Genomic DNA, 20,489 nt, shown 5'->3' with positions numbered 1-20,489 from the left:
CCTGAACAATCCGGAATTCCAGAGGTCCAGCCATGTCAATTCGCCACTTATCCGCTCTTTTTTTCCTGCCGCTGTTCACCGCTGCCGCCGCCGGGCCGGAAATGCCGCAGGCCGTCATTCCATTCCAAACCGGCACCGCACCAATCATCGACGGCCGCTTTTCTCCGGAAGAGTGGTCGCAGGCGGCGGTAATCCGGCAAATCCGGCCGCTGGGTTCGCCGACAGCGGCCGCGGTGGCAACAGAATTCCACTTGATGTTCGACGACGAAGCATTGTATGTCGCAGCGCGCTGTTTCGATGGTACTCCCGGTTATCCCGAAGCCTACCAGCGTCCCTGGCACGACCTCTTTTTCAACAATGACGACGCCATTCAAGTCGTTCTCGGCGTCGCTGACCCGGAGATCGCGGTCCGGGATAAAATCAACGTTGGTGGTTACGAGGGAGCGTTGGACGGCGAAGTGGCTGCCGCCGATTTCTACTACCTCTTCACCGTCAACGCCGTCAACGCCCGACAGCGCCAATTCAACGAAGCGCCGCTGGAAGTCGCCGGGTTCGATTCCGCCGTTTCGGTCCAGCCGGGCGAAGGCTGGACGGTGGAACTGCGCATTCCGTTTGTCGCCTGCGGACTCGAAGCCGTCGCCGGTCGGACCATCTATGGCAATCTCTTCCGTTTCCGTCCGCCGGACATGCTGGGTTGGCATTTGCCGAGTTATGGCGGTTACGCAGCGATGCCGTTCGGCCGGTTCGTCTTCGGCGGCGACGCCACGCGGGAACGGTTTCCGCCTCCCCGGCGGCAGACGTTGCCGGCAGCGACCTGCCGGGCGGCGATCAAATACGGGCCGTTGAACGGCGTGGTGGTCGGCAGCGTCAAGATCACCGGGAAACAGCCGGAGCTGTCCGCCCGGCTGGAAGTCAGCGGCTGCGTCCCGGTGGAAGGCGTGCTGCAATTCTTCCCTGCCGTCGACCGCGACCGGAATCTGCTGGAAGAGCGCCAAGCGCTGCTGGTCTGCCCTCTGCCGCCGGGCGACCAGCCGGAACGCCAAGCCCATTTCACAGTCCGCGATCCAGCCGGCAAACCGGTTGCCGAAGTGACGACCGTCTGCCCGGCGATGACCATGCCGGAATGGCTGGGAACCGACGCCGGGGCCGAATATATCGATCAAAAAATCCCAGCGCCGTGGACGCTGCCCGAACTCGTCGACAATCATTTGAAACTGCTGCATCAGTCGCTGGAATTCGCCCCGAACGCGCTGCCGTCGGCAGTCCGGCGCAACGGAGCGCGAGATGCGTTGCTCGGCGGTCCGGCCCGGTTGCTCATCTCCCGGCGGGGAACGACATTGAAACTTTCCGGACCGCCGGCCCAACTGGCGCTCGACGGCACTCAGGCAAGAGTTGCCGGCAGCCTGCACGCCGATGACGGCACCGCCATCGAAGCGCGGGCCAAAGTCGACTTCGACGGCTTCATCGAATACAAATTCGAACTCACCACACCAGAGCTGGCGGATATCGACCAGGTGACGGTCATCATTCCGCTGGCGGACGGCGTGGCGAAATACCTGCTACCCGGTGTTTCGGTTCAGAAAGCCGGCGCGCTGACCGGCGCCGGCTACCGCGGCCCGGCCTCGACATTATGGGTCGGCAATGAAGAGGAAGGACTCTCGTTTAATTACGATACCGACCCATTCCGGTCACGGGATATCCGCCATCAACTGGAACTGCGCCAAACGGCGGACGGCGATGAATTGATCGTGCGGCTGGTGGACGGCGCCGGACAATTGCAGGGCCGCTCGGCGCTTTTCCGTTTCTTCCTGCAGCCGACTCCCACCAAGCCTTATCCGAACCGCCCGGTGCGCTCCGCGGCGACCTGGTGGTGGGAAGGCTGGAGCCGCTGGCACGGCTACCCCGACCTCGGCAGAACGGAAGCGTTGAAAACCCGGGTGGCAGAGCTGGCAGAGCAAAACCGGTTGCTGACCCTCTATTGCTGCCAGGGTCTGCAGGAGGACGCCCCGGCGATGACAGAGTTCCGCGACGATCTGGAGCTGGAACCGCAATGGCGTTATTATTTCTGGCAGGACAAGGATTGTTACGCGACCTGCAAACGTGGGCCGGAGGGTGATCTGCAACTGCACAACTACCGCCAGCTGATCGCCGAAACCGGTATTCGCGGCATCATGAGCGACGGACTTTCGGTTCCCTGGGGAGACGCCAACGTGCTACATCCGTACGGCTGCGGCCGCCCGACAGTGGCAGCGCTGGAAGCAGACACTCCCAGCCTGGTAGTCAAGCAGCGGGAATTTCTGAAACGGCTGCGCGGCCTTTTCGACGCCACCGGCGACGAATTCTGGCTGATCGCCCACACCGGCGGCGGAATCGACGTCAATACCCTGAGTTTCTTCGACGCCTACTTCGAAGGCGAACAACTGATGCGTTTCCGGCGCGGCTATTACCCGTCCCGGGCGATGTTCGCCGTCGGCTATTCCGGCCTGCCGTGGGGCTGGCGCACCATCTACTGGCCGAAACAACTGCACAACTACGACGGTCTGGACACGGCGCTGGTCTATGCGCTGCTCTTCAACAGCGAGTACGCCGTCAATACCGACACCGAACCGGAAGAGCTCGACCTGCAACTGCTGACCCGATTCGGCGGCCCCGACCGGGAGTTCCATCCCTTCTGGCGCCCTCAGACCCGACTCGGCTTCAACTCGGAAACCTGCCTGGTTTCGCTCTATTACAGCGAACGGGAATCGTTGGTCGTAGTCGGCAATTTGCGTTACCGCCCGGGCGAATATCAACTGGATTTGAGCAAACTGTATCCGGGGCGGGTGATCGAAGTCGCCGATTATCTGCGCCGGGAACCGGTCGACGGCAGCCGGTTACACGACGAACTGGCGCCGCACAGTTGCCGGCTCCTGGTCGTCAAACCGGCCGGAAGCGAACCGGAATTTCCGCCTTCGCCTGAAGAAATTACGGAGGAACCGGCCTGGACGGTCACCCGTTTCGACGCCGCGCAGTGGCAGCTTACCAACGCGGCACCGGAGAGCAAGCTGACAGCGAACGAACTGGTGCTGGCGGCCTCGCCGGCAACCGGCGCGGCCGTGGCAACGTTCGAACCGCAGTTCGGACGGAATTTGTATGTGGAAATGCAGGTCAAACTGCCGGACCGTTTCGCCTTTCAATTGGGGAAACTGACACTCACCTATGGCGGCGGCTTTCCCGGCTGGGGCTGGATGGCCACCGGTCCGGCCGATCCCTATGGGCGCGGCTGGATTTTCCAATCGATCCCGCTGAACCGCAATGAATTCAAGCAACTGGTGATCAACCTGCATGACGGCGTCCTCGACGTCCGGTACGACGGCATGACCGTGATCAAGCGTCTCAGTTTCGAGCTGCCGCCGGCCGGCAACCGTTTTGTCGTCCGAACTTGGCATGACGATGTCGTCCGCGGCCGGCTGGTGGAACTGTCGACCCGATCACGCCGACCGGCTCCACCGGCAATTCTACACCCGGTCAATTCGGTTCCGGAGCGGCAGCCATGAACATCCACTGGCTGGACTGGTGCATCATTGGCGCAATGCCAACGGGGATTTTCCTGCTGGCGCAATACAGCCGCCGCTACCTGCGCGGCGTCGCCGATTTCCTGGCCGCCAACCGGGTCGCCGGACGCTATCTGCTGACAGTTTCCAACACCTTCCTCGGCGCTGTCTGGCTGGTGGCGTTGTGGGAAATGACCTATTCGACCGGTTTGCCGCCGCAATGGTGGTCGCTGCTGGGAACGCCGGTTTCGCTGTTTCTGGCGCTGACCGGTTTCATCGTCTATCGTTTCCGGCAGACCCGGGCATTGACACTGGCCCAATTTTTCGAAGAGCGCTACAGCCGCCGATTCCGCCTCTTTTCCGCATTGCTCTGCTGGATTTCCGGTGTGCTGAATTACGGCATTTTCCCGGCCATCACCGCCCGGCTGCTGGTTTTCTTCCTACGGTTGCCCGGCACTGTGGAAATCGCCGGTCATCCGCTGCCGACCATCCCGCTGATGATGTTGGCCTACCTGAGCCTGGCAGTTTTCGTCGCCTGCTCCGGCGGTCAGATCGCGATCATGATCACCGATTTCCTGCAAGGCAGCATCATGATGTTGAGTTTCGTCGTCATCTCGCTTTATTTGCTGGCCAATTTCTCCTGGCCGGAATTGATGGCCGGACTGGCCTGCGACACCCCGCCCGGCGTGTCACGAATCGATCCACTGGTCGGCAGCGCCACTTCGGATTTCAACATCTTCTACTTTCTGATCGGCGTGGTGGGAATGATCTACAACGCCAGAAGCTGGCAGGGCAATTCCGGCTACAACGCGGCAGCCAAAACGCCGCACGAAGCGGTGATGGCCGGCGTGATCAGCAATTGGCGCACGCTGGTCAGCAACACCAGCGTCGCCATCCTGATCCCGCTGACCGCCTACGCGGTGCTCCATCTGCCGCAATTCGCCGGACTGGCCGTTCCCATCCAGGAACAGATCGCCGCCGCCGGCGACGCCCAAATGCAAAGACAGATGACCGTGCCGCTAGCCATCTCCAATCTGCTGCCGCCCGGTCTGTTCGGCCTGTTCGCCGCCGTGGTGATCGGCACGGCGATCAGTTTCGACGATACCTATCTGCACAGTTGGGGAACGATTTTCATCCAGGATATCGTGGTGCCGTTGCGCGGCAAACCGTTCGAACCCGGGCGGCATCTGCGGTTGCTGCGGCTATCAATCGTCGGAGTGGCGGTTTTCGCTTTTTTGTTCAGTTGCCTGTTCGACCTGAAAACTTATGTCCTGCAATTCTTCGCACTGACCGGAGCAATCTATCTGGGTGGCGCGGGCGCCGTGATCATCGGCGGGCTTTACTGGCGGCGCGGCACCACCGGGGGGGCCTACCTGGCGCTTCTCTCCGGCACGCTGCTGGGATTCGGTGGAATCGTCCTCGAACAGAATTGGTCGCGCTGGACGAATACGGCATTCCCGCTAAACGGACAATGGATCTATTTTATCGCAATGGCGGCAGCGAGCGTTATTTACGTCCTCGGCTCGCTGCTGCTGCCGGAAAAACAGCCATTCAACCTCGACCGGCTGTTGCACCGGGGGCGTTACCAGGATCGGCAGGAATGCTCCGAAACAGCGGCCGCCGGGTTGCCAAAACTGGGGAGGCTGCTGGGAATAGCAGCTGATTTTTCCCGCTTCGAACGACTGCTCTTTTACGGTAGTTTCGCCTGGATGACGGCCTGGTGGGGATTTTTCCTGATTGTCACCCTGCTGGGCGTTCTGCGCCCCGATTGGCTGCCGGCAACCTTCTGGCCCGATTACTGGTACTGGAATGTCTGGCTCAACATCGGCATGGGAATCGTCTGTACCGGCTGGATTTTTTGCGGCGGCTGCCGCGATGCCGGCCGGCTGTTCCGGGATCTGCAAGGCCGCCGAATCGATTATTCGGACGATGGGTTTGTCACTAAGCCGCCGACCAACCGCTGATGCAAGCGGAAATAAATAAAAATGATTGCGGTCGCCAGGCATTCAATTAAGCATATAACCAAACTAATGCCTAAAATATAAAAGAATCCCACAAGTCTGCCTCTTTCAAAATATTTATTGACATCAGATTCTGTCAATCTTATTTGAAATAGCTTGTATTACTATAATTATCCATCAGGAAATCGATCAAGAGCAATATAAAAAAGCAGCGAAACCATTTGCCATGCCAACGCGGAAATGTAAGCATGAATAAGACCGGACAAAGCGACAACCGGCATTCAACCGGACGGCAATATTATCAAGCAACGGCACTCGCGACCACAAACTTCGCGCTTTCGGCCGGCTGCCGAAATCCTGGCCGGACCACTGATAACAGTCGCCGATCGGCCGATGGTCTGACGGGAAGCGCCGGAGATGACGGCGCTTCCCGGAATTCAGTTTCGCCCGCCGGATACAGGCGGCCGGATCGATCCGGACCGGTCGCTTGTCATATGACGATGTTGACCAGGCGGCCCGGCACACAAATCACTTTGCGAACCGTCTTGCCATCCAGCAGTGAACGGATTTCCGCCTGCTTCAACGCCATCTCCCGCAATGTCGCCTCATCGGCATCGGCCGGCGCCATCATCCGCGCCTTCGGCCGGCCCAACACCTGCACCAGAATTTCCACTTCGCTCACCACCAGATATTTTTCTTCAAATATCGGCCACGGTTCGTAAGCGACAGTCCAGTCATGGCCCAATTTTTCCCAGAGCTCTTCGCCGATATGCGGCGCAAAGACGGACAGCAATTTTACAAACGCCTCCGCGGCCTCGCGCGGCAATTCCGGTTTGTTGCCGAACTCATTGACGAAAATCATCAACTGGCTGATCGCCGTATTGAAACCAAAGGTGTCGAGATCCTCGGTCACCTTTTTGATCGTGCCGTGCAGGACGCGCAGCTCCCCGGCCGTACAGGCCCGGTCGACGACCGGCGTTGCCGCAATCAGCCGCCATGAACGCTTCAGGAAACGATAGACCCCTTCCACCCCTTTGGTATTCCACGGCTTCACCGCTTCCAACGGCCCCATGAACATCTCATACAGCCGCATGCTGTCAGCGCCGTATTCGCGGATCACGTCGTCCGGATTGACGACGTTGCGCAGCGACTTGGACATCTTGGCCGGAAATTCCACCAGTTTCTCCCCGTCACTCTTGCGGACCGGCCCGTCCGGCGTCAATTCCACCTGATCGGACGGCACCAGCGCGCCGCGCTGATCCTTGTAGGAAACGCCTAAAATCATTCCCTGGTTGATCAGCTTCTGGAATGGTTCCCTGGTCGAGACGTAACCCAAATCGTACAGCACCTTGTGCCAGAAACGCGCATACAGCAAATGCAACACCGCGTGCTCGGCGCCGCCGACGTACAAATCCACCGGCATCCAGTATTTTTCCTTGGCCGGATCCCAGGCTGCTTCGCTGTTCTTCGGATCGATATAGCGCAAATAATACCAGCAGGAGCCGGCCCATTGCGGCATCGTATTGGTTTCCCGCCGGCCGCGCCGGCCGGTGCCCGGTTCGATATATTCCACCCAGTCGGTCGCTTTGGCCAGCGGCGGCTCCCCGGTCCCGGACGGTTTGAAATCCTCCATCGCCGGCGGCTCCAACGGCAATTCATCCTCGTCGAGCAGCTTGATCGACCCGTCCTCGAAATGAATCACCGGAAACGGTTCCCCCCAATAACGCTGCCGGCTGAACAGCCAGTCGCGCAATTTATACTTGACCGCCCCCCTGCCGATATGCCGTTCTTCCAGCCAGGCGGTCGCCAACGCTTTGGAGTCGGCCACCTCCAGGCCGTTGAGTGTCAATCCTTCCGCATTGGCCGAATTGATCAATTTCCCGTTGCCGGTCCAACAGGCTTTGCCAGCCAATACCGCCGCCACATCGACATTTTCCGCCGCAGCGGCCGCCGGATCCGGTTCAATGATACATTTGACCGGCAAATCAAAAGTCCGGGCAAACTCGAAATCGCGAGTATCGTGCGCCGGCACCGCCATGATCGCCCCGGTCCCGTAACTGCTCAGCACGTAATCGGCAATCCAGATCGGCAAAGCCGCGCCGTTGACCGGATTGATCGCATAGGCGCCGGTAAAGGCGCCGGTTTTCTCAGTCGCCAGCTCGGTGCGGTCCAGATCGCTCTTCAAGGCGGCCTGCTCCTGGTAAACCTTGACCGCCGACCGCTGTGCCGGGGCGGTAATCCGGTCCACCAGCGGATGTTCCGGCGCCAGCACCATGTAGGTCGCTCCGAACAGGGTATCCGGCCGCGTCGTATAAACCGTGATGATGTCATCATGGTCGACGACACCGAATTCCACCTCCGCACCGGTGGATTTGCCGATCCAGTTGCGCTGCATCTCTTTGATGCCCTCCGGCCAATCCAGGTCATCCAGGTCGTTCAGCAACCGTTCGGCGTATTCGGTGATCTTCAACATCCATTGCTTCATCGGCCGGCGGAAGACCGGATGATTGCCGCGTTCGCTGCGTCCATCGATCACTTCCTCGTTGGCCAGCACCGTTCCCAGCGCCGGACACCAGTTGACCGCCACTTCGTCGATATAGGCAAGGTTCTTCCTGAATAACTGCAGGAAGATCCATTGCGTCCATTTGAAATATTCCGGATCGGTGGTATTGATCTCCCGGTCCCAGTCGTAGCTGAAACCCAACGCCCGGATCTGTTCCCGGAATTTGTCGATGTTCTTCTCCGTCGTCACCGCCGGATGGGTGCCGGTCTCCACCGCATACTGCTCGGCCGGCAGCCCGAACGCGTCCCATCCCATCGGATGGAGCACGTTGAACCCCTTCATCCGCTTGTACCGGCAGATGATATCCGTCGCGGTATATCCCTCGGGATGGCCGACATGCAGCCCGGCTCCGCTTGGATACGGAAACATATCCAGCACATAATATTTCGGCTTATCGACAAAATCCTCGGTTTTGAACGTCTTATGCGTCAACCAGTAATTCTGCCATTTCTTTTCAATCGCACTAAAATCGTACTCTCCGGCCATTTTTATCCAATCCTTTACCGTTAATATTGCTTTCACGCCGGATACTGTAACCGCAAACCGGGAATTTTGCAATCCGCCGCCGCGACGATCTTGCAAAAGAAAACAGCCGGCCGAGGAAAATCCGGCACCAGCCGGCCGCTTACAAGCCGACTTTGTCCATCGCCTCCGCCAACTCTTCCGGCACGCTTTCCGGCCCGGGCACCCGCTTCGGCGCCGCTTTCGGCGGCACCCCGTCGGCCGGCAGCCGGCTGGTCAGATAGTGCGCCGCCGCCCAGCCGACCGAACCGGCGATCACATCGGCCGCCAGCCGGGCGGCAAACACCCCGATCAACGATTTGAAGTACAGCGCGAGCAGCGAAAACGGCACCATCAGGCCGAGAATCCGCAAAGCGTTCAACCAGGCGGAGACGCCCGGTTTGCCGCAGCCGGTGAAGAAAAAACCGCTGTAGCGATGAATTTCGATCAGGCCGAAGCCGACCGGAATGATCCGCAAATACCAGACCATGATTTTCACCACTTCCGGATCGTCGGAGAAAAAGCCGGCCAGCCGCGGCGCCGCCAGAAAATAAATAACGGCCATCACCAATTCGAAATACAACGCAAAACGCATCGAAAAACGCCGGCACTGATTGATGCGCCGGTAAAAATAAGCTCCGTAATTCTGGCCGACCATCGGCAGCAGCGTAATCCCCAGCGACATCGGAAAAACGAACGCCACCGCTTCAATCCGGCCGGCCGCCGCCGTCGCCGCCACGGCGGCATCGCCGAAGCCGGCGATGATTTTCGTCACCACTCCGTTGCCGATCGGCATCATCAGCATGCCGATCGTCGCCGGAACCGCGAAACGGGTTACCAACCTGGTGATATGCTTGAACAACCGCCATTGAAACGCCGCCCAGGTCAGCAGCCGATGCCGTTCATACAACCAACCGATCGCAATGACCGCCGTCACCATCTGTGAAGCCACCGTCGCAATCGCCGCACCCTGAATGCCCAATCCGGGAATCCCTCCCCAGCCGAAAATCAGCAAAGGGTCCAGCGCCACGTTGACGATCATGCCGCCGCACATCACTGTGCTGGCAATTTTGGAATCGCCGGCGGCGATCAGCAAATCGTTGCCGGCCATCCCCAGAGAGCCGGTCAACCCGAACAGGTACCAGATCATCATGTACGCCCGGATCGGTTTCAACACCTCTCCGGTTGCGCCGAACTGGGCAAACGTCCAGTCCAGGCAGGCAATTCCCGTCATGCCGACCAGAACCGAGACAACCGCAATCAGCAGCAGCCCGGCGGTGATAATCCTGGCCGCTTTCGCCGTCCGGCCGCCGCCCAGCGCCTGAGCCACCGTCGTCATCACCCCGACGCCGAGACCGTGATACACGCAGTTGACCAGCATGATGACTGGAAAGGAAAATCCCATCGCCGCCAGCGGCGTCGTGCCGAGCCTGGCGACGAAAAAGGTATCGGCAATGTTGTATCCGGACATCGCCAGCGTCGCCGGCAACATGGAAAAGGCGGTCCGGATCATCGTGCCGCCGATCGAACCGGTCGTATAACTGTTGCGCCGGCCCGCTTCACTCATGAATATTCTCCAATACCCGTTGATACAGCAATTCCGCGCCGGCCAGGATCCCGGCCAGCTCCCCGGCTGACGCGCCGGCCAAGCAGGCCGCCACATTGCACCGGAATTGCCGGTCGATCGCTTCAATATGGCCGCGCAATTCCGGCTGCAGCCGAATCATCACTTCCCGGCGGTCGGCCGCATTGCGAACCCGCGTGACCATCTTCAAGCGGACCAGTTTCGCCACCGCCGTCGAAGCGGCCGATTTCGATAAGCCGCTGTGGTGCATCACTTCCAGCAAAGTACACGGTTCATGCTGATGAATCGTGAAGAGATAACCGATCTGCCGCTGGTTCAACTGGGCAATAAGGTCATCCTGCTGGTTGGTACGCCAATATTCGGCAACCGTCCGGCGGCGCAAATGCTCCAGAGCCCGATGCATCAGAAAAATAACTTCCAGATTCGGCATGTCTTTCATACTAATAGTTCCATTTTAGAACCATTAATATAACACGATTTTTTTCAGATGCAACAGAGTCCGGGAAAAAATGGCTTGAAACCGGAATCGAATTCCAGAAAAAGCAAGGCTCGTCCTTCGTAAAATCGGCAAAGAAAAAGTCCGTTCAGGAACGGAGATCCCCAAACGGACGCATTTCCCAGTCGGTCGGACGATTTTGCGGCAGCGGGGAATATCCCCGCTCTTCCTGCGGCGACCGGCACCCTGCGAGTGCCAGCCCAACCACGATCAGCAACATACCGCCGACCACACTTTTTAGACAGGAGAAAAAATACTTATTTGACGCTGCCGAACGTCTCATTGAACAAATCATATTGCTGCATCTCGACACACTGCAGTGCCAGGATTACTCCCAGCACCACCAGTGTGGCCACGATCATACCGGTGAAAAACTTCGATTCAAACATACTTTTTTCCTCCGGCAGTCTTATTATTCGGTCTTGGCAATGTCGCTGTCCGAGAAGAACACCGTATCGCCGACCCGAATTTTCTTGTCGCTGGAAGATTCCATCTGGGCAAACGCGCAATCGTCTTCCACTTTGAAAATCTTCACCCGGCCGATGTACTGCGAATCGGTGCCATCCAGACCGCGGGTCACCACCATCGTCATATCTTCGGCTATCTGCGGATCGATATCGACCGACTTGCCGCCCAACTGCTGCATGACACGGGTATTCTTACCCAGATCGATGACGATAAAACCGAACTTATCATTGATTTCCAGCACCTTGCCCTGCGTCGCCCGGCGAACGTCGGCGGAACCGTCGGCCCACAACGGCGGGATATTTTCCGGGTGATCCGGATCGAGCACCCGTTTCAACCGGTCGATATCGGTATTGAGCTTGCTGACTTCGCCTTTCAATTCAGTGATATTGCCGTCGCGATTGGTCACTTCCTTCTGCAGCGCGGAAATCTTGGCATCGGCCTGAACCAGCTTGGTATGGGATTCGTCATATTGCTGTTTGAACGCGGTAGCCGCCGCTTCAATCCTCTTCAACGTATCCAGATATTTGCGGGGAGTGACGAAATCCATATCCTTGGCGCCGACATACTGGCCAATTTTGGTATCCAAATCCTGATGTTTGACCAAACGGTCCAGGACATCCTGCACGCTGTTCCCCAGCCGGGTGATCGCAGTTCCGGCATATTCACCGGTAAAGTCGCTCTGCTTGAGGCTGGCACCCATCTTACCGGCGGTGTCCGCCAGGAACTTCGCCACTTCATCCTGCCGCTGCTTATAGGCATCCACCTCGCTCAAGGCGGTATCGACACTGCTCTGATAGCTGGTCAGATTGGTGAAGTCCGCTTCCGAACCCAGTTTACCCTCGTCGACGACAGTCGCCGCCATCTTGCGCAGCGAATTGGCCAGATAATCCCGCTCTTCCACCACCTGGCGAACGGCGAGAGAAAATTCTTTCAAATTGTTGCCCAAAGCATCGGTATTTTTAATACCGAGTTCATCCGGCGTCAGCTTCTTGGCATAACCGCTGCCGCTGTTGGCATCAATCGTCTGGGCAGCCTGACTGATCGCCGTCGCCATTTTTTCGATCCCGCTGGCCATCTTTTCGCGCTTCTCAAATAACAGATACGAGAAGACAGCGGAAGCTGCCGCCAAGATCAGAATTAATACACTCAAAACTACGTTCAGAACTTTCATCGGTCTCTCCTGTCTATTGATTAACCATCCCTATCTACCGCTTGCACATGATGCACTCGATATCTTCAAACTTAGCATTCAAATAATGATTTTCAAATTGATCAAGTGCCGCTTTCGGAAAATATTCGATTTTTTTCCTCGGAAAATACGCCATTGCGGCGTCTCCGGCGCCAAGCTCGCCGGTCAGAGCAGAAACCTGACTCCATCGACCGCCTGCAAATCCCGGCTGAGCGCCTCCATCATCGCTCTGGATTCGAACAATACATCGATGTGGTAGCTGCGGTATTTGCCGCCGCCGGAACAGCGGGCCTCCTGCAGCGGCGCCGCAATCCCATAGCGGTCGAGCACCGCCCGAAGCAGCGCCGGGGACGCCGGGTTGCCGGCCTCCACCACCACCCGGTAACGCCACGGCGCCGGAAACTGCAATTCCGGTGAATCAGCGCCGGCCATTCGAACCGTCCTTCCAATAGGGCGAAAGCTCCCGCAGCCGGCGGATCACCGGCGGGACCGCCTGCACGGTGAAATCGACTTCCTCGACGGTGTTGAACCGCGAAAAACTGAAACGAATGGTGCCATGCGCCGCCGTATACGGCACCCCCATCGCCCGCAGCACGTGAGAAGGCTCCAGACTGCCGGTCGTGCAAGCGCTGCCGGACGAGGCGCAGATGCCCAATTGATTGAGCAGCAGCAGAATCGCCTCCCCCTCGATATACTCGAAACTGATCGACGCCGTATTCGGCAGCCGGGATTCCAAGTCGCCGTTGATCCGGATGGACGGCACCGCTTCGGCAATGCCCCGCTCCAACCGGTCGCGCAGCAATTTCACCTGTTCGACTTCCGCGTCGAAATTCAAGCGCGCCAGTTCGCAGGCTTTGCCCAGCGCGACGATTTCCGCGACGTTCTCGGTTCCGCCGCGGCGGCCTTTTTCCTGGTGGCCGCCGACGATGAACGGACGAAAACGGACGCCGCGGCGGACGTACAATACGCCGATTCCCTTCGGGGCATGAACCTTATGGCCGGACATGCTCAGCATATCGATCGGCAGCCCGGCCAGATTGATCGGCACTTTGCCGACCGCCTGAACCGCATCGGTATGGAACAATGCACCGTGCCGGTGGGCAATTTCACCGATCTCGGCCACCGGATAGACGTTGCCGATTTCGTTGTTGGCCCACATCACCGACACCACCGCCGTATCCCGGTCGACCGCCTGGCGCAGAAACGCCATGTCCAGCCGGCCGCGATCATCGACCGGCACCGTCACCACCGTATAACCGCGCCGCTCCAGCTCCTTGCCGAGATTGAGCACCGCCGGATGCTCCACTTTGGACATCACCACCTTATGACGGTCCGGGCTGGTCAGCAACGCGCTCCAGATCGCCGCATTGTCGCTCTCGGTGCCGCAACTGGTGAAAATAATTTCCGTCGCCTGGTTTTCCGCATTGCGGTGGGTTGCCCCGAGCAGCTCGGCCACCTGGCGGCGCGCCGTTTCGATGTCGAAGGCAATCTCGCCGCCGAACGAGTAAATGCTCGACGGATTGCCGTAACGTTCACACAGGAACGGACGCATCGCTTCAAAGACCGCCGGATCGACGGCGGTCGTCGCGTTGTTGTCCAAATAAATCACTTTGGAGGAATTGCTCATCTTTCACCTCGCCTTCTGCAATTACCGGCCATCGAAAACCGCCTCAGGCGTTTTCGACCACCAACTCCGGCGAAACGAATTCGCGCAATTTATCTTCAACGGTATGCTTCAACGTCACATTCGACGCCGGGCAGGAAGAGCACCGCCCCTGCAGCCGGACGGTCACGACGTTGCCGGTCAAATCGACCAGATCCACACTGCCGCCGTCCTTTTCCAGCAGCGGCTTGACCTCTTTGTCCAGCACGTCCTGGATGCGGAAAATCTTCTGCACCAGCGTCAGACTCTGAAACGCATCGGCCGGCGGCCGGGCAGCCGGCGCATTCTTCCACAGCTCGTCGAGCAGCGTCTGGATGTCATCCAGACAGGCGCCGCAGGCGCCGCCCGCCTTGCAGTAATGCGTCACCTCTTCCGCCTTGTGCAGATTATTCTCCTTCGCCACCTTGCGGATTTTCACGTCGGTAACGCCGAAACAGCGGCAGACGATCCGTCCTTCGTGATCGCCCTCCGTCTCCATCGGATTCTTTTCGCCGCGATAATCGGCGATGGCCGCCTGCAAGGCTTCCATGCCCATCACCGAACAATGCAGCTTCTCCTCCGGCAGTTCACCGAGCACCGCCACGATGTCCTTGTTGGTCACCTTCGCCGCCTCTTCCAGCGTCATGCCCTTGATCAATTCGGTCAGGGCCGACGAAGAAGCGATGGCGCTGGCGCAGCCGAAAGTCTTGAATTTGGCATCGACAATCCGGCCGTTCTCATCCAGCTTGAACGTCAATTTCAACGCGTCGCCGCAACTGACGTTGCCGACCTCGCCGACCCCGTCCGGATTTTCCACCTCGCCGGCATTGCGCGGATTCAAAAAATGATCCATCACTTTTTTATTATAATCCCACATCACACACACTCCATTTCTATACCATCGCGTTTTTCGGAAGGACCAGGCGTTTTCGTCAGGAAAACCGTTTCGCCTCCGCCGCGATTTGTTCTTTCAGACAAGCCGCCACCACTTCAAGTTTCATCCGGACGCTCTCTTTTTCGCCGCGCCGCTTCCATTCCACTTCCCCGTCGGCCAGCGTTTTCGGCGACAGGATGACGCGGAACGGAATGCCGATCAAATCGGCGTCGCTGAACATCGAACCGGCCTTTTCGCCGCGGTCGTCGTAGAGCACTTCGATGCCGGCCGCCGTCAACGCTTCATAGAGACGGTCCGCCGCGGCGCCGACATTGTCCTTCGCCGGAGTCAAAGCGCACAACTGCACCTGATACGGCGCAATCGACAGCGGCCAGATCGGCCCGTATTCGTCGTTGGACTGCTCCAGCACCGCCGCCATCGCCCGGCCGACGCCGATGCCGTAACACCCCATCACCATCGGATGCGACTTGCCGTTCTGATCCAGATAATTGCAGCCCATCGGCAACGAATATTTCGTCCCGAGCTGGAAGATGTTGCCCACCTCGATACCGCGGGTCAGCTGCAGCGGTTCGCCGCTGCCGACGCACGGATCCCCGGCCCGGACGGTGGCGATATCGGCGACGACATATTGCACCCCGGCCAGATCACGCTCGCAGTTGAAATTTTTATAATGGAAATCTTCCTCATTGGCGCCGACCACCAGATTGCCGGATTCCGCGGCGGAACGGTCGACGATGATCTTCACTTTCGTTCCATCGATCGCCAGCGGCGAGGCGAATCCCGGCACGCAGCCGACCGCCCGGATCGCTTCGTCCTCGGCAAATTTCAACTCCGGCACCAATGCCGTATTGGCCAGTTTGCTCTCGTTGACTTCGAAATCGCCCCGGATCAGCGCAAAAATCAATTCGCCGCTGCCGACATCCTGATAGAAGACCGCTTTGCCGGTCTGCGAACGCGGCACATTCAGAAACTCCGCCACCTCTTCGATGGTATGCGCGCCCGGCGTATGAACTTTTTCCAGCGGCAGCGGTTCGCCCTTTTCGAACTGCCAATCGGCGACGGCCACCTCGCAATTGGCCCGGTAGCTGTAATCCGGAGAACAGACGATGGTATCCTCGCCGCATTCGCAAACCGCCATGAACTCATGCGAGACATTGCCGCCCATCATGCCGCTGTTGGCCTTGATCGACAGCACATTTTTCATGCCCAGCCGCTGAAAAATCCGCTCATACGCCTCATGGGCCCGCCGGTAATAGGCATCCAGCGAAGCCTGATCGGTATGAAAGGAGTAGGCGTCCTTCATCGTGAACTCCCGGACTCGAATCATGCCGGCCCGCGGCCTGGCCTCGTCGCGATATTTGGTCTGAATCTGATACAGCATGACCGGCAACTGCTTATAGCTGGACAATTCGGTCCGCGCCAGTTGAACCACCGCCTCCTCGTGCGTCATCCCCAGCAGCATGTCTTTGCCGTTGCGGTCCTTGAAACGCAGCAGCTCCTGCCCGACCGATTGGAAACGGCCGGACTCCATCCACAGCTCGGCCGGCAACACCACCGGCATCAGAATCTCCTGCCCGTCGATCCGGTTCATCTCCTCGCGGATGATCGCTTCGATCTTGGCGACGATACGCTGTCCCAGCGGCAGCAGAGAATAAATTCCGGCCGACACCGGCCGGATGTAACCGCCGCGAATCAGGAATTTGTGACTGACCGTCTTCGCGTCTTTGGGATCTTCTTTGATCCGCCGACCGACCATTTGACTCATGCGCATAATGCCGTGCTCTCCCGGGAATATCTGATTTTGAGGTTATGCATCCAACGAACTACTTAATTTAACGCCGGATGACCTCATTTGCAACTGCCGGGCGACAACAAAATCCCCCTGCGGCGGCGACAACCGCCGCCGCGGCTTCTTCTCCCCCAAAAAAACATCGGATCGGAAACCGGTCAGGCGTTCAGCACCATCAGCCGCATTTCGCAGACCGGATGGAACCAGGCCAGTTCCGGTTTCTGTCCGACCGCCTCCTGGTGCCGCCGGTGCCCCGGCCCCCAGATCGGCGTCAATTCCACCGTATCGGCCGCCTGCCAGTAACGCTTGATGATAATCGAACCGCCCACCTGGCAGCCGACGATAATCTCGCCGGACTGCGGCTCACGGGAACTGTCCAGCAGCAACACCGCTTTGCCGGACACGTCGAGCAATTGCCGGTCGGCATTGACTTGAAAGGCGACATCGCCGCGAACGTTCGGCGCGAACAACAAATGGCGCTCCGCACAACGGCTGGCATAGTCGGCAAGCCGCTCCTGGCCGGGCCGGTAACACTGCAACTCCGTCTGGTCCAGCAGCGGCACCGCCCGCCACAGCGATTCCACCAGCGGGCGCGGAACCTGCTCCTGCACGTTGACGATAAACCGCTTGCGCTTCCCCTGGTCGGTGGCGCCGCTGCTCATCCGGACATTGAAAATCTGCGTATAAAATTTACAGCGCTCCTCGTCGCCGACTCCCAGATAATCGAAAATGGTCTCAATCTGCTCAGAGTGCAGGACGATTTCTCCTTTTTTGATCTGCGTCACCGCCGACGGTGTAATCGCCAGCACCCGCGCCAGGTCGATTTGCCGGCAATGCCGTGCCTTCAGCCAATTTTCAATCAGTCCCCAGCCGTTCACATGGTCATTCATTCTGCATTTTCCTCTGGAAATCATTAACTCAACGCTTAATACATATACAGTATAATCCAGCTTTTATTTAACTTCAAGAAAAAATTTAAAAATTTTTACATTATACGGTTGATTTTTTCAGGTATATTCCCTATATTTTTAAGCAATTCCTAAATAAACCCAAAAAACAGGAGGCTGTATGACTCAATTGACAGAAATGATCCGGAAACGGCAGATCACTCAGGCGAAACTGGCGACCGAACTGAAAATCAGCCGGCCGGCGGTTTCAATGCTGGCCAAAAAAGGAATCAGAAGCATCAGAACCGCCAGAAAATATGCCCGGGTGCTACAGTGCGATCCGCTCTTTTTGTTGGACTAATTCAGGATAATCTTAATTTTCAACCCGATTGTGAGAAAACACCATGATGAAATGTTACAGCCATTACCACGCCGACAACCGCTCCTGCCGGAGCTGCAGTTACCGGCGCTGGTGTCAAACCGCGGCGGACCTGCCGCTGCTGTCCGCCGCCACCGCCGACGACGAATTGCAGCGATATCTGGCCAGCCCGCCCGGAAACCCGGAAAAAGCGGCGCCGGAAAAATTGTGCTACACCCGGTCCGATTTGCTGGAAGTCATCCATTTTCTGCTGGCGCTGGATTACCAGACTCTGGAAATGCTGGATCAGAAGATCGCCGATCCGAATATCACTTTCGCCGGGCTGGCCAGACAGCGCCGCCTGTCGCGGCAGGCAATTCACAAATTCATTCTGCAGCGTTGCCGGAAAATTCCGGAACTCTCGGAAGTGCTGCTCAACCACAGCAGTAAAACCGCCAAACCCAACCTCAGCTTTATGGAGGCAGTATGCAAAATCAGAAAACAGATGTCCGCAGTGCGATCGAAAAAGCCAAAGAACACCTTGAAATACTCGAGGAAATTGAGTTGCTCGATTCGGAATTTCGACTTATCGAAAATGAGTACCATCAAAGGCGGGAGCATCTGGCAGCAAGGCTGAAGCAGTTCGAGACCGCCGAAACAACCATGTCGGCCGGGTAAGAGCAGCGGCCGGACGCCGCCGGATTCCGGCAAGGTCCCGCGGCGCCTTACGGCCCGTCCCGGACACGGCAGACGGTTGTTCTGCGGCTGTTTCAACCGCAGCTTTTTCAGCCCTTCCTTTCAGGCTTCGAGGCGTTTCAAGTGCCAGTCGAACAGCTTCTTGAAGATGACGGCGAAAAGAGCGGCAACCGTCCCGAACCCGGCGGCTTCGAGATAGCGGCCGACGAACAGCTCGGACAGCCCCATGATCAGCAGGCAGAGCCAGGCGGCGCCGCACAACGCGGTGACGGTGCCGCCGGCCAGCAGCCCGCGCGGTTCGGCGCGCAGTTCGCCGCGGCGGCGCAGCACCTCCTGCACCGGCTTCCAATCCCCCATCGGCCGGGCCCGGCGGTAGAATTCGGTCAGGACGTCCATATCGTCCGGCGGGGTCAGAAACGTGACGATCAGCGTGACGACGGTGGTCAGCGCCATGCTGACCACGCCGGCGCAGATGCCCATCATGTCGGCGTGGTTGGGACTGAGGGCGGCCTGGGCCGCCCACCACGGGATCCGCGGCAGGCCGAAGAAGCAGGCCAGATAGACCAGCGGCCCGCCGAGCATCGCGGCATACCAGGAATAGAGGTTGATCCGCCAGTACCACCAGTATCCCCAGCCGATCAGCGCCGAGGAGCCGAGCAGGCCGGTGATGAAGATGGCGATCCTGATCAGGCTGCCGGCGCAGTAAACGACGACGATCGCCAGCAGCATGACGACGATCATCGCCAGCCGGCCGTAGAGGACGCCGCGGACCGGCGAAAAATGCCGATAGGAGCCGAGCACGTCATGGGTCAGGGTCTGGGCGCTGTAATTCAACTGGGTGCTGACCGTCGACATCACCGCCGCCGCCAGCGCCGCCAGCGTCAGCCCCTTGACGCCGACCGGCAGGTATTCGCGGACCAGCACGCCGTACATCGCTTCGCGTTCCGCCGCCGGCGCGGAGAACAACTCCGGCGTCTGCGCCAGCAGCCCGAGGGCCGGCAGCGTCACCAGCAGCAGCATGATGAACAGCTCCAGCTGGGTCCAGATGCTGACTTTGACCGCTTCCCGGACATTTTTGCAGGGGATGATCCGCTGGCCGTCGACCGAAACATTGGCGCCGACGCCGACGCCGGTCAGAATGATCCAGACTGCCACCAGCAGCGGGCTGACATAGGCGTTACCGTTCTGCGGCCAGATCGACAGCACCGCCGTGCCGGTTTCCGCCGGCATCGCCTGCTGAATGGAAGCGGTCAGACCGGCCGGCCCGCCGAAATGGGACAGGATGACGAGACAGACGGTGACGCAGGCGACGACGATGATGACGGTCTGGAACAGGTTGGTGACCAGGACGCCGGCATAACCGGAAAACCAGACGTAGAGCAGCATCAGCGGCTGCAGGATCAGCAGCGACAGCGCCTTGCTTTCATAGCCGAAGAAGGAGCCGAAAATCAGATGGGCCGCCAGCAGACCGGCTCCCATCCACGGGATGATGCCGAACAGCACCGAATACAATGAAGTGAACACCCGGATGAAGCGGCCGCCGTCGGAACCGAAACGGACGGCGAAGAACTCCGGTCCGGTGGCGACGCCGAGTTGTTTCCAGCGGGCGTAGAACAGCATGCCGGCCAGGAAGATGCCCAGCCCGGCCCGGGAGAAATAGAACCAGCAGACCGGCAGTCCGACCGCCAGCGCCAGCCCCATATAGGTCGGCATCACGTCGGAATTCATCGCGTTGACCGCGTTGGAGATGCCGGTCAAATAGCCGGGCATGCTCCGACCGCCGAGAAAATAACCCGATTCGGTCGAAACGTCTTTTTTCAAAAGCCGGTTGGCGAAGATGCCGATCAGAAACGACGCCAGCAGATAAGCCGCCAGGATCGCGCTGTCTATCCAAAGTGCTGTCGGTGTGTCCATAAGTTCCCCGAT

The 20,489-nt window shown here is 58.8% G+C and carries 15 protein-coding genes; 4 read left to right on the top strand and 11 right to left on the bottom strand.

Going from position 1 to position 20,489, the window contains the following annotated elements:
• The first annotated feature begins 32 nt into the window (after positions 1 to 32).
• Together HWX74_RS11515 and HWX74_RS11510 are read left to right on the top strand one after the other, a co-directional pair.
• Complete coding sequence (locus HWX74_RS11515) at positions 33 to 3,536, top strand: glycoside hydrolase domain-containing protein (protein ID WP_176013679.1); 3,504 nt, start codon at positions 33 to 35, stop codon at positions 3,534 to 3,536.
• Complete coding sequence (locus tag HWX74_RS11510; protein ID WP_176013678.1) at positions 3,533 to 5,497, top strand: sodium:solute symporter; 1,965 nt, start codon at positions 3,533 to 3,535, stop codon at positions 5,495 to 5,497. Before HWX74_RS11515 ends, HWX74_RS11510 begins: the two co-directional genes overlap by 4 nt.
• Before the next feature lie 487 nt (positions 5,498 to 5,984).
• Here HWX74_RS11510 and leuS read toward each other — a convergent pair whose 3' ends face one another.
• From leuS to HWX74_RS11465, 10 genes are all read right to left on the bottom strand, one after another.
• Complete coding sequence (gene leuS, locus HWX74_RS11505; protein ID WP_176013677.1) at positions 5,985 to 8,543, bottom strand: leucine--tRNA ligase; 2,559 nt, start codon at positions 8,541 to 8,543, stop codon at positions 5,985 to 5,987.
• Positions 8,544 to 8,682: 139 nt separating this feature from the next.
• Complete coding sequence (locus HWX74_RS11500) at positions 8,683 to 10,125, bottom strand: MATE family efflux transporter (RefSeq protein WP_176013676.1); 1,443 nt, start codon at positions 10,123 to 10,125, stop codon at positions 8,683 to 8,685.
• Complete coding sequence (locus tag HWX74_RS11495) at positions 10,118 to 10,582, bottom strand: MarR family winged helix-turn-helix transcriptional regulator (protein ID WP_176013675.1); 465 nt, start codon at positions 10,580 to 10,582, stop codon at positions 10,118 to 10,120. Before HWX74_RS11495 ends, HWX74_RS11500 begins: the two co-directional genes overlap by 8 nt.
• A 314-nt stretch (positions 10,583 to 10,896) precedes the next feature.
• Positions 10,897 to 11,028, bottom strand: coding sequence for a hypothetical protein (locus tag HWX74_RS20500; RefSeq protein WP_303048102.1), 132 nt, complete (start codon positions 11,026 to 11,028; stop codon positions 10,897 to 10,899).
• Between the two features lie 23 nt (positions 11,029 to 11,051).
• Positions 11,052 to 12,278, bottom strand: a complete 1,227-nt coding sequence (locus HWX74_RS11490; RefSeq protein ID WP_176013674.1) for a hypothetical protein — start codon at positions 12,276 to 12,278, stop codon at positions 11,052 to 11,054.
• 183 nt (positions 12,279 to 12,461) lie between these two features.
• Positions 12,462 to 12,728, bottom strand: coding sequence for a DUF493 family protein (locus HWX74_RS11485; RefSeq protein WP_176013673.1), 267 nt, complete (start codon positions 12,726 to 12,728; stop codon positions 12,462 to 12,464).
• A complete protein-coding gene (gene nifS / locus HWX74_RS11480; RefSeq protein WP_176013672.1) occupies positions 12,715 to 13,923 on the bottom strand; it encodes a cysteine desulfurase NifS in 1,209 nt (402 codons plus the stop codon). The genes HWX74_RS11485 and nifS overlap by 14 nt, the downstream gene beginning before the upstream one ends.
• A 43-nt stretch (positions 13,924 to 13,966) precedes the next feature.
• Positions 13,967 to 14,815, bottom strand: coding sequence for a Fe-S cluster assembly protein NifU (gene nifU / locus HWX74_RS11475; RefSeq protein ID WP_176013671.1), 849 nt, complete (start codon positions 14,813 to 14,815; stop codon positions 13,967 to 13,969).
• A 55-nt stretch (positions 14,816 to 14,870) separates the two neighbouring features.
• Positions 14,871 to 16,604 (bottom strand): proline--tRNA ligase, encoded by a 1,734-nt coding sequence (locus tag HWX74_RS11470; protein WP_176013670.1) that lies wholly within the window; start codon positions 16,602 to 16,604, stop codon positions 14,871 to 14,873.
• A gap of 176 nt (positions 16,605 to 16,780) precedes the next feature.
• Positions 16,781 to 17,512, bottom strand: coding sequence for a helix-turn-helix transcriptional regulator (locus HWX74_RS11465; RefSeq protein ID WP_176013669.1), 732 nt, complete (start codon positions 17,510 to 17,512; stop codon positions 16,781 to 16,783).
• 178 nt (positions 17,513 to 17,690) lie between these two features.
• Between HWX74_RS11465 and HWX74_RS11460 the strand changes: the two genes are divergently transcribed.
• On the top strand, positions 17,691 to 17,870 hold the full coding sequence (locus tag HWX74_RS11460) for a helix-turn-helix transcriptional regulator (protein ID WP_176013668.1): 180 nt from the start codon (positions 17,691 to 17,693) through the stop codon (positions 17,868 to 17,870).
• Between the two features lie 43 nt (positions 17,871 to 17,913).
• Positions 17,914 to 18,504, top strand: a complete 591-nt coding sequence (locus HWX74_RS11455; protein WP_176013667.1) for a hypothetical protein — start codon at positions 17,914 to 17,916, stop codon at positions 18,502 to 18,504.
• 161 nt (positions 18,505 to 18,665) lie between these two features.
• Here HWX74_RS11455 and HWX74_RS11450 read toward each other — a convergent pair whose 3' ends face one another.
• Complete coding sequence (locus HWX74_RS11450; RefSeq protein WP_176013666.1) at positions 18,666 to 20,477, bottom strand: sodium:solute symporter; 1,812 nt, start codon at positions 20,475 to 20,477, stop codon at positions 18,666 to 18,668.
• Between the last annotated feature and the right edge of the window lie 12 nt (positions 20,478 to 20,489).

This window comes from Victivallis sp. Marseille-Q1083, assembly GCF_903645315.1.
Classification (GTDB): Bacteria; Verrucomicrobiota; Lentisphaeria; order Victivallales; family Victivallaceae; genus UMGS1518.
Note: the sequence above shows the minus strand (reverse complement) of the source record. Positions and strands in the feature narration are given on the sequence as shown.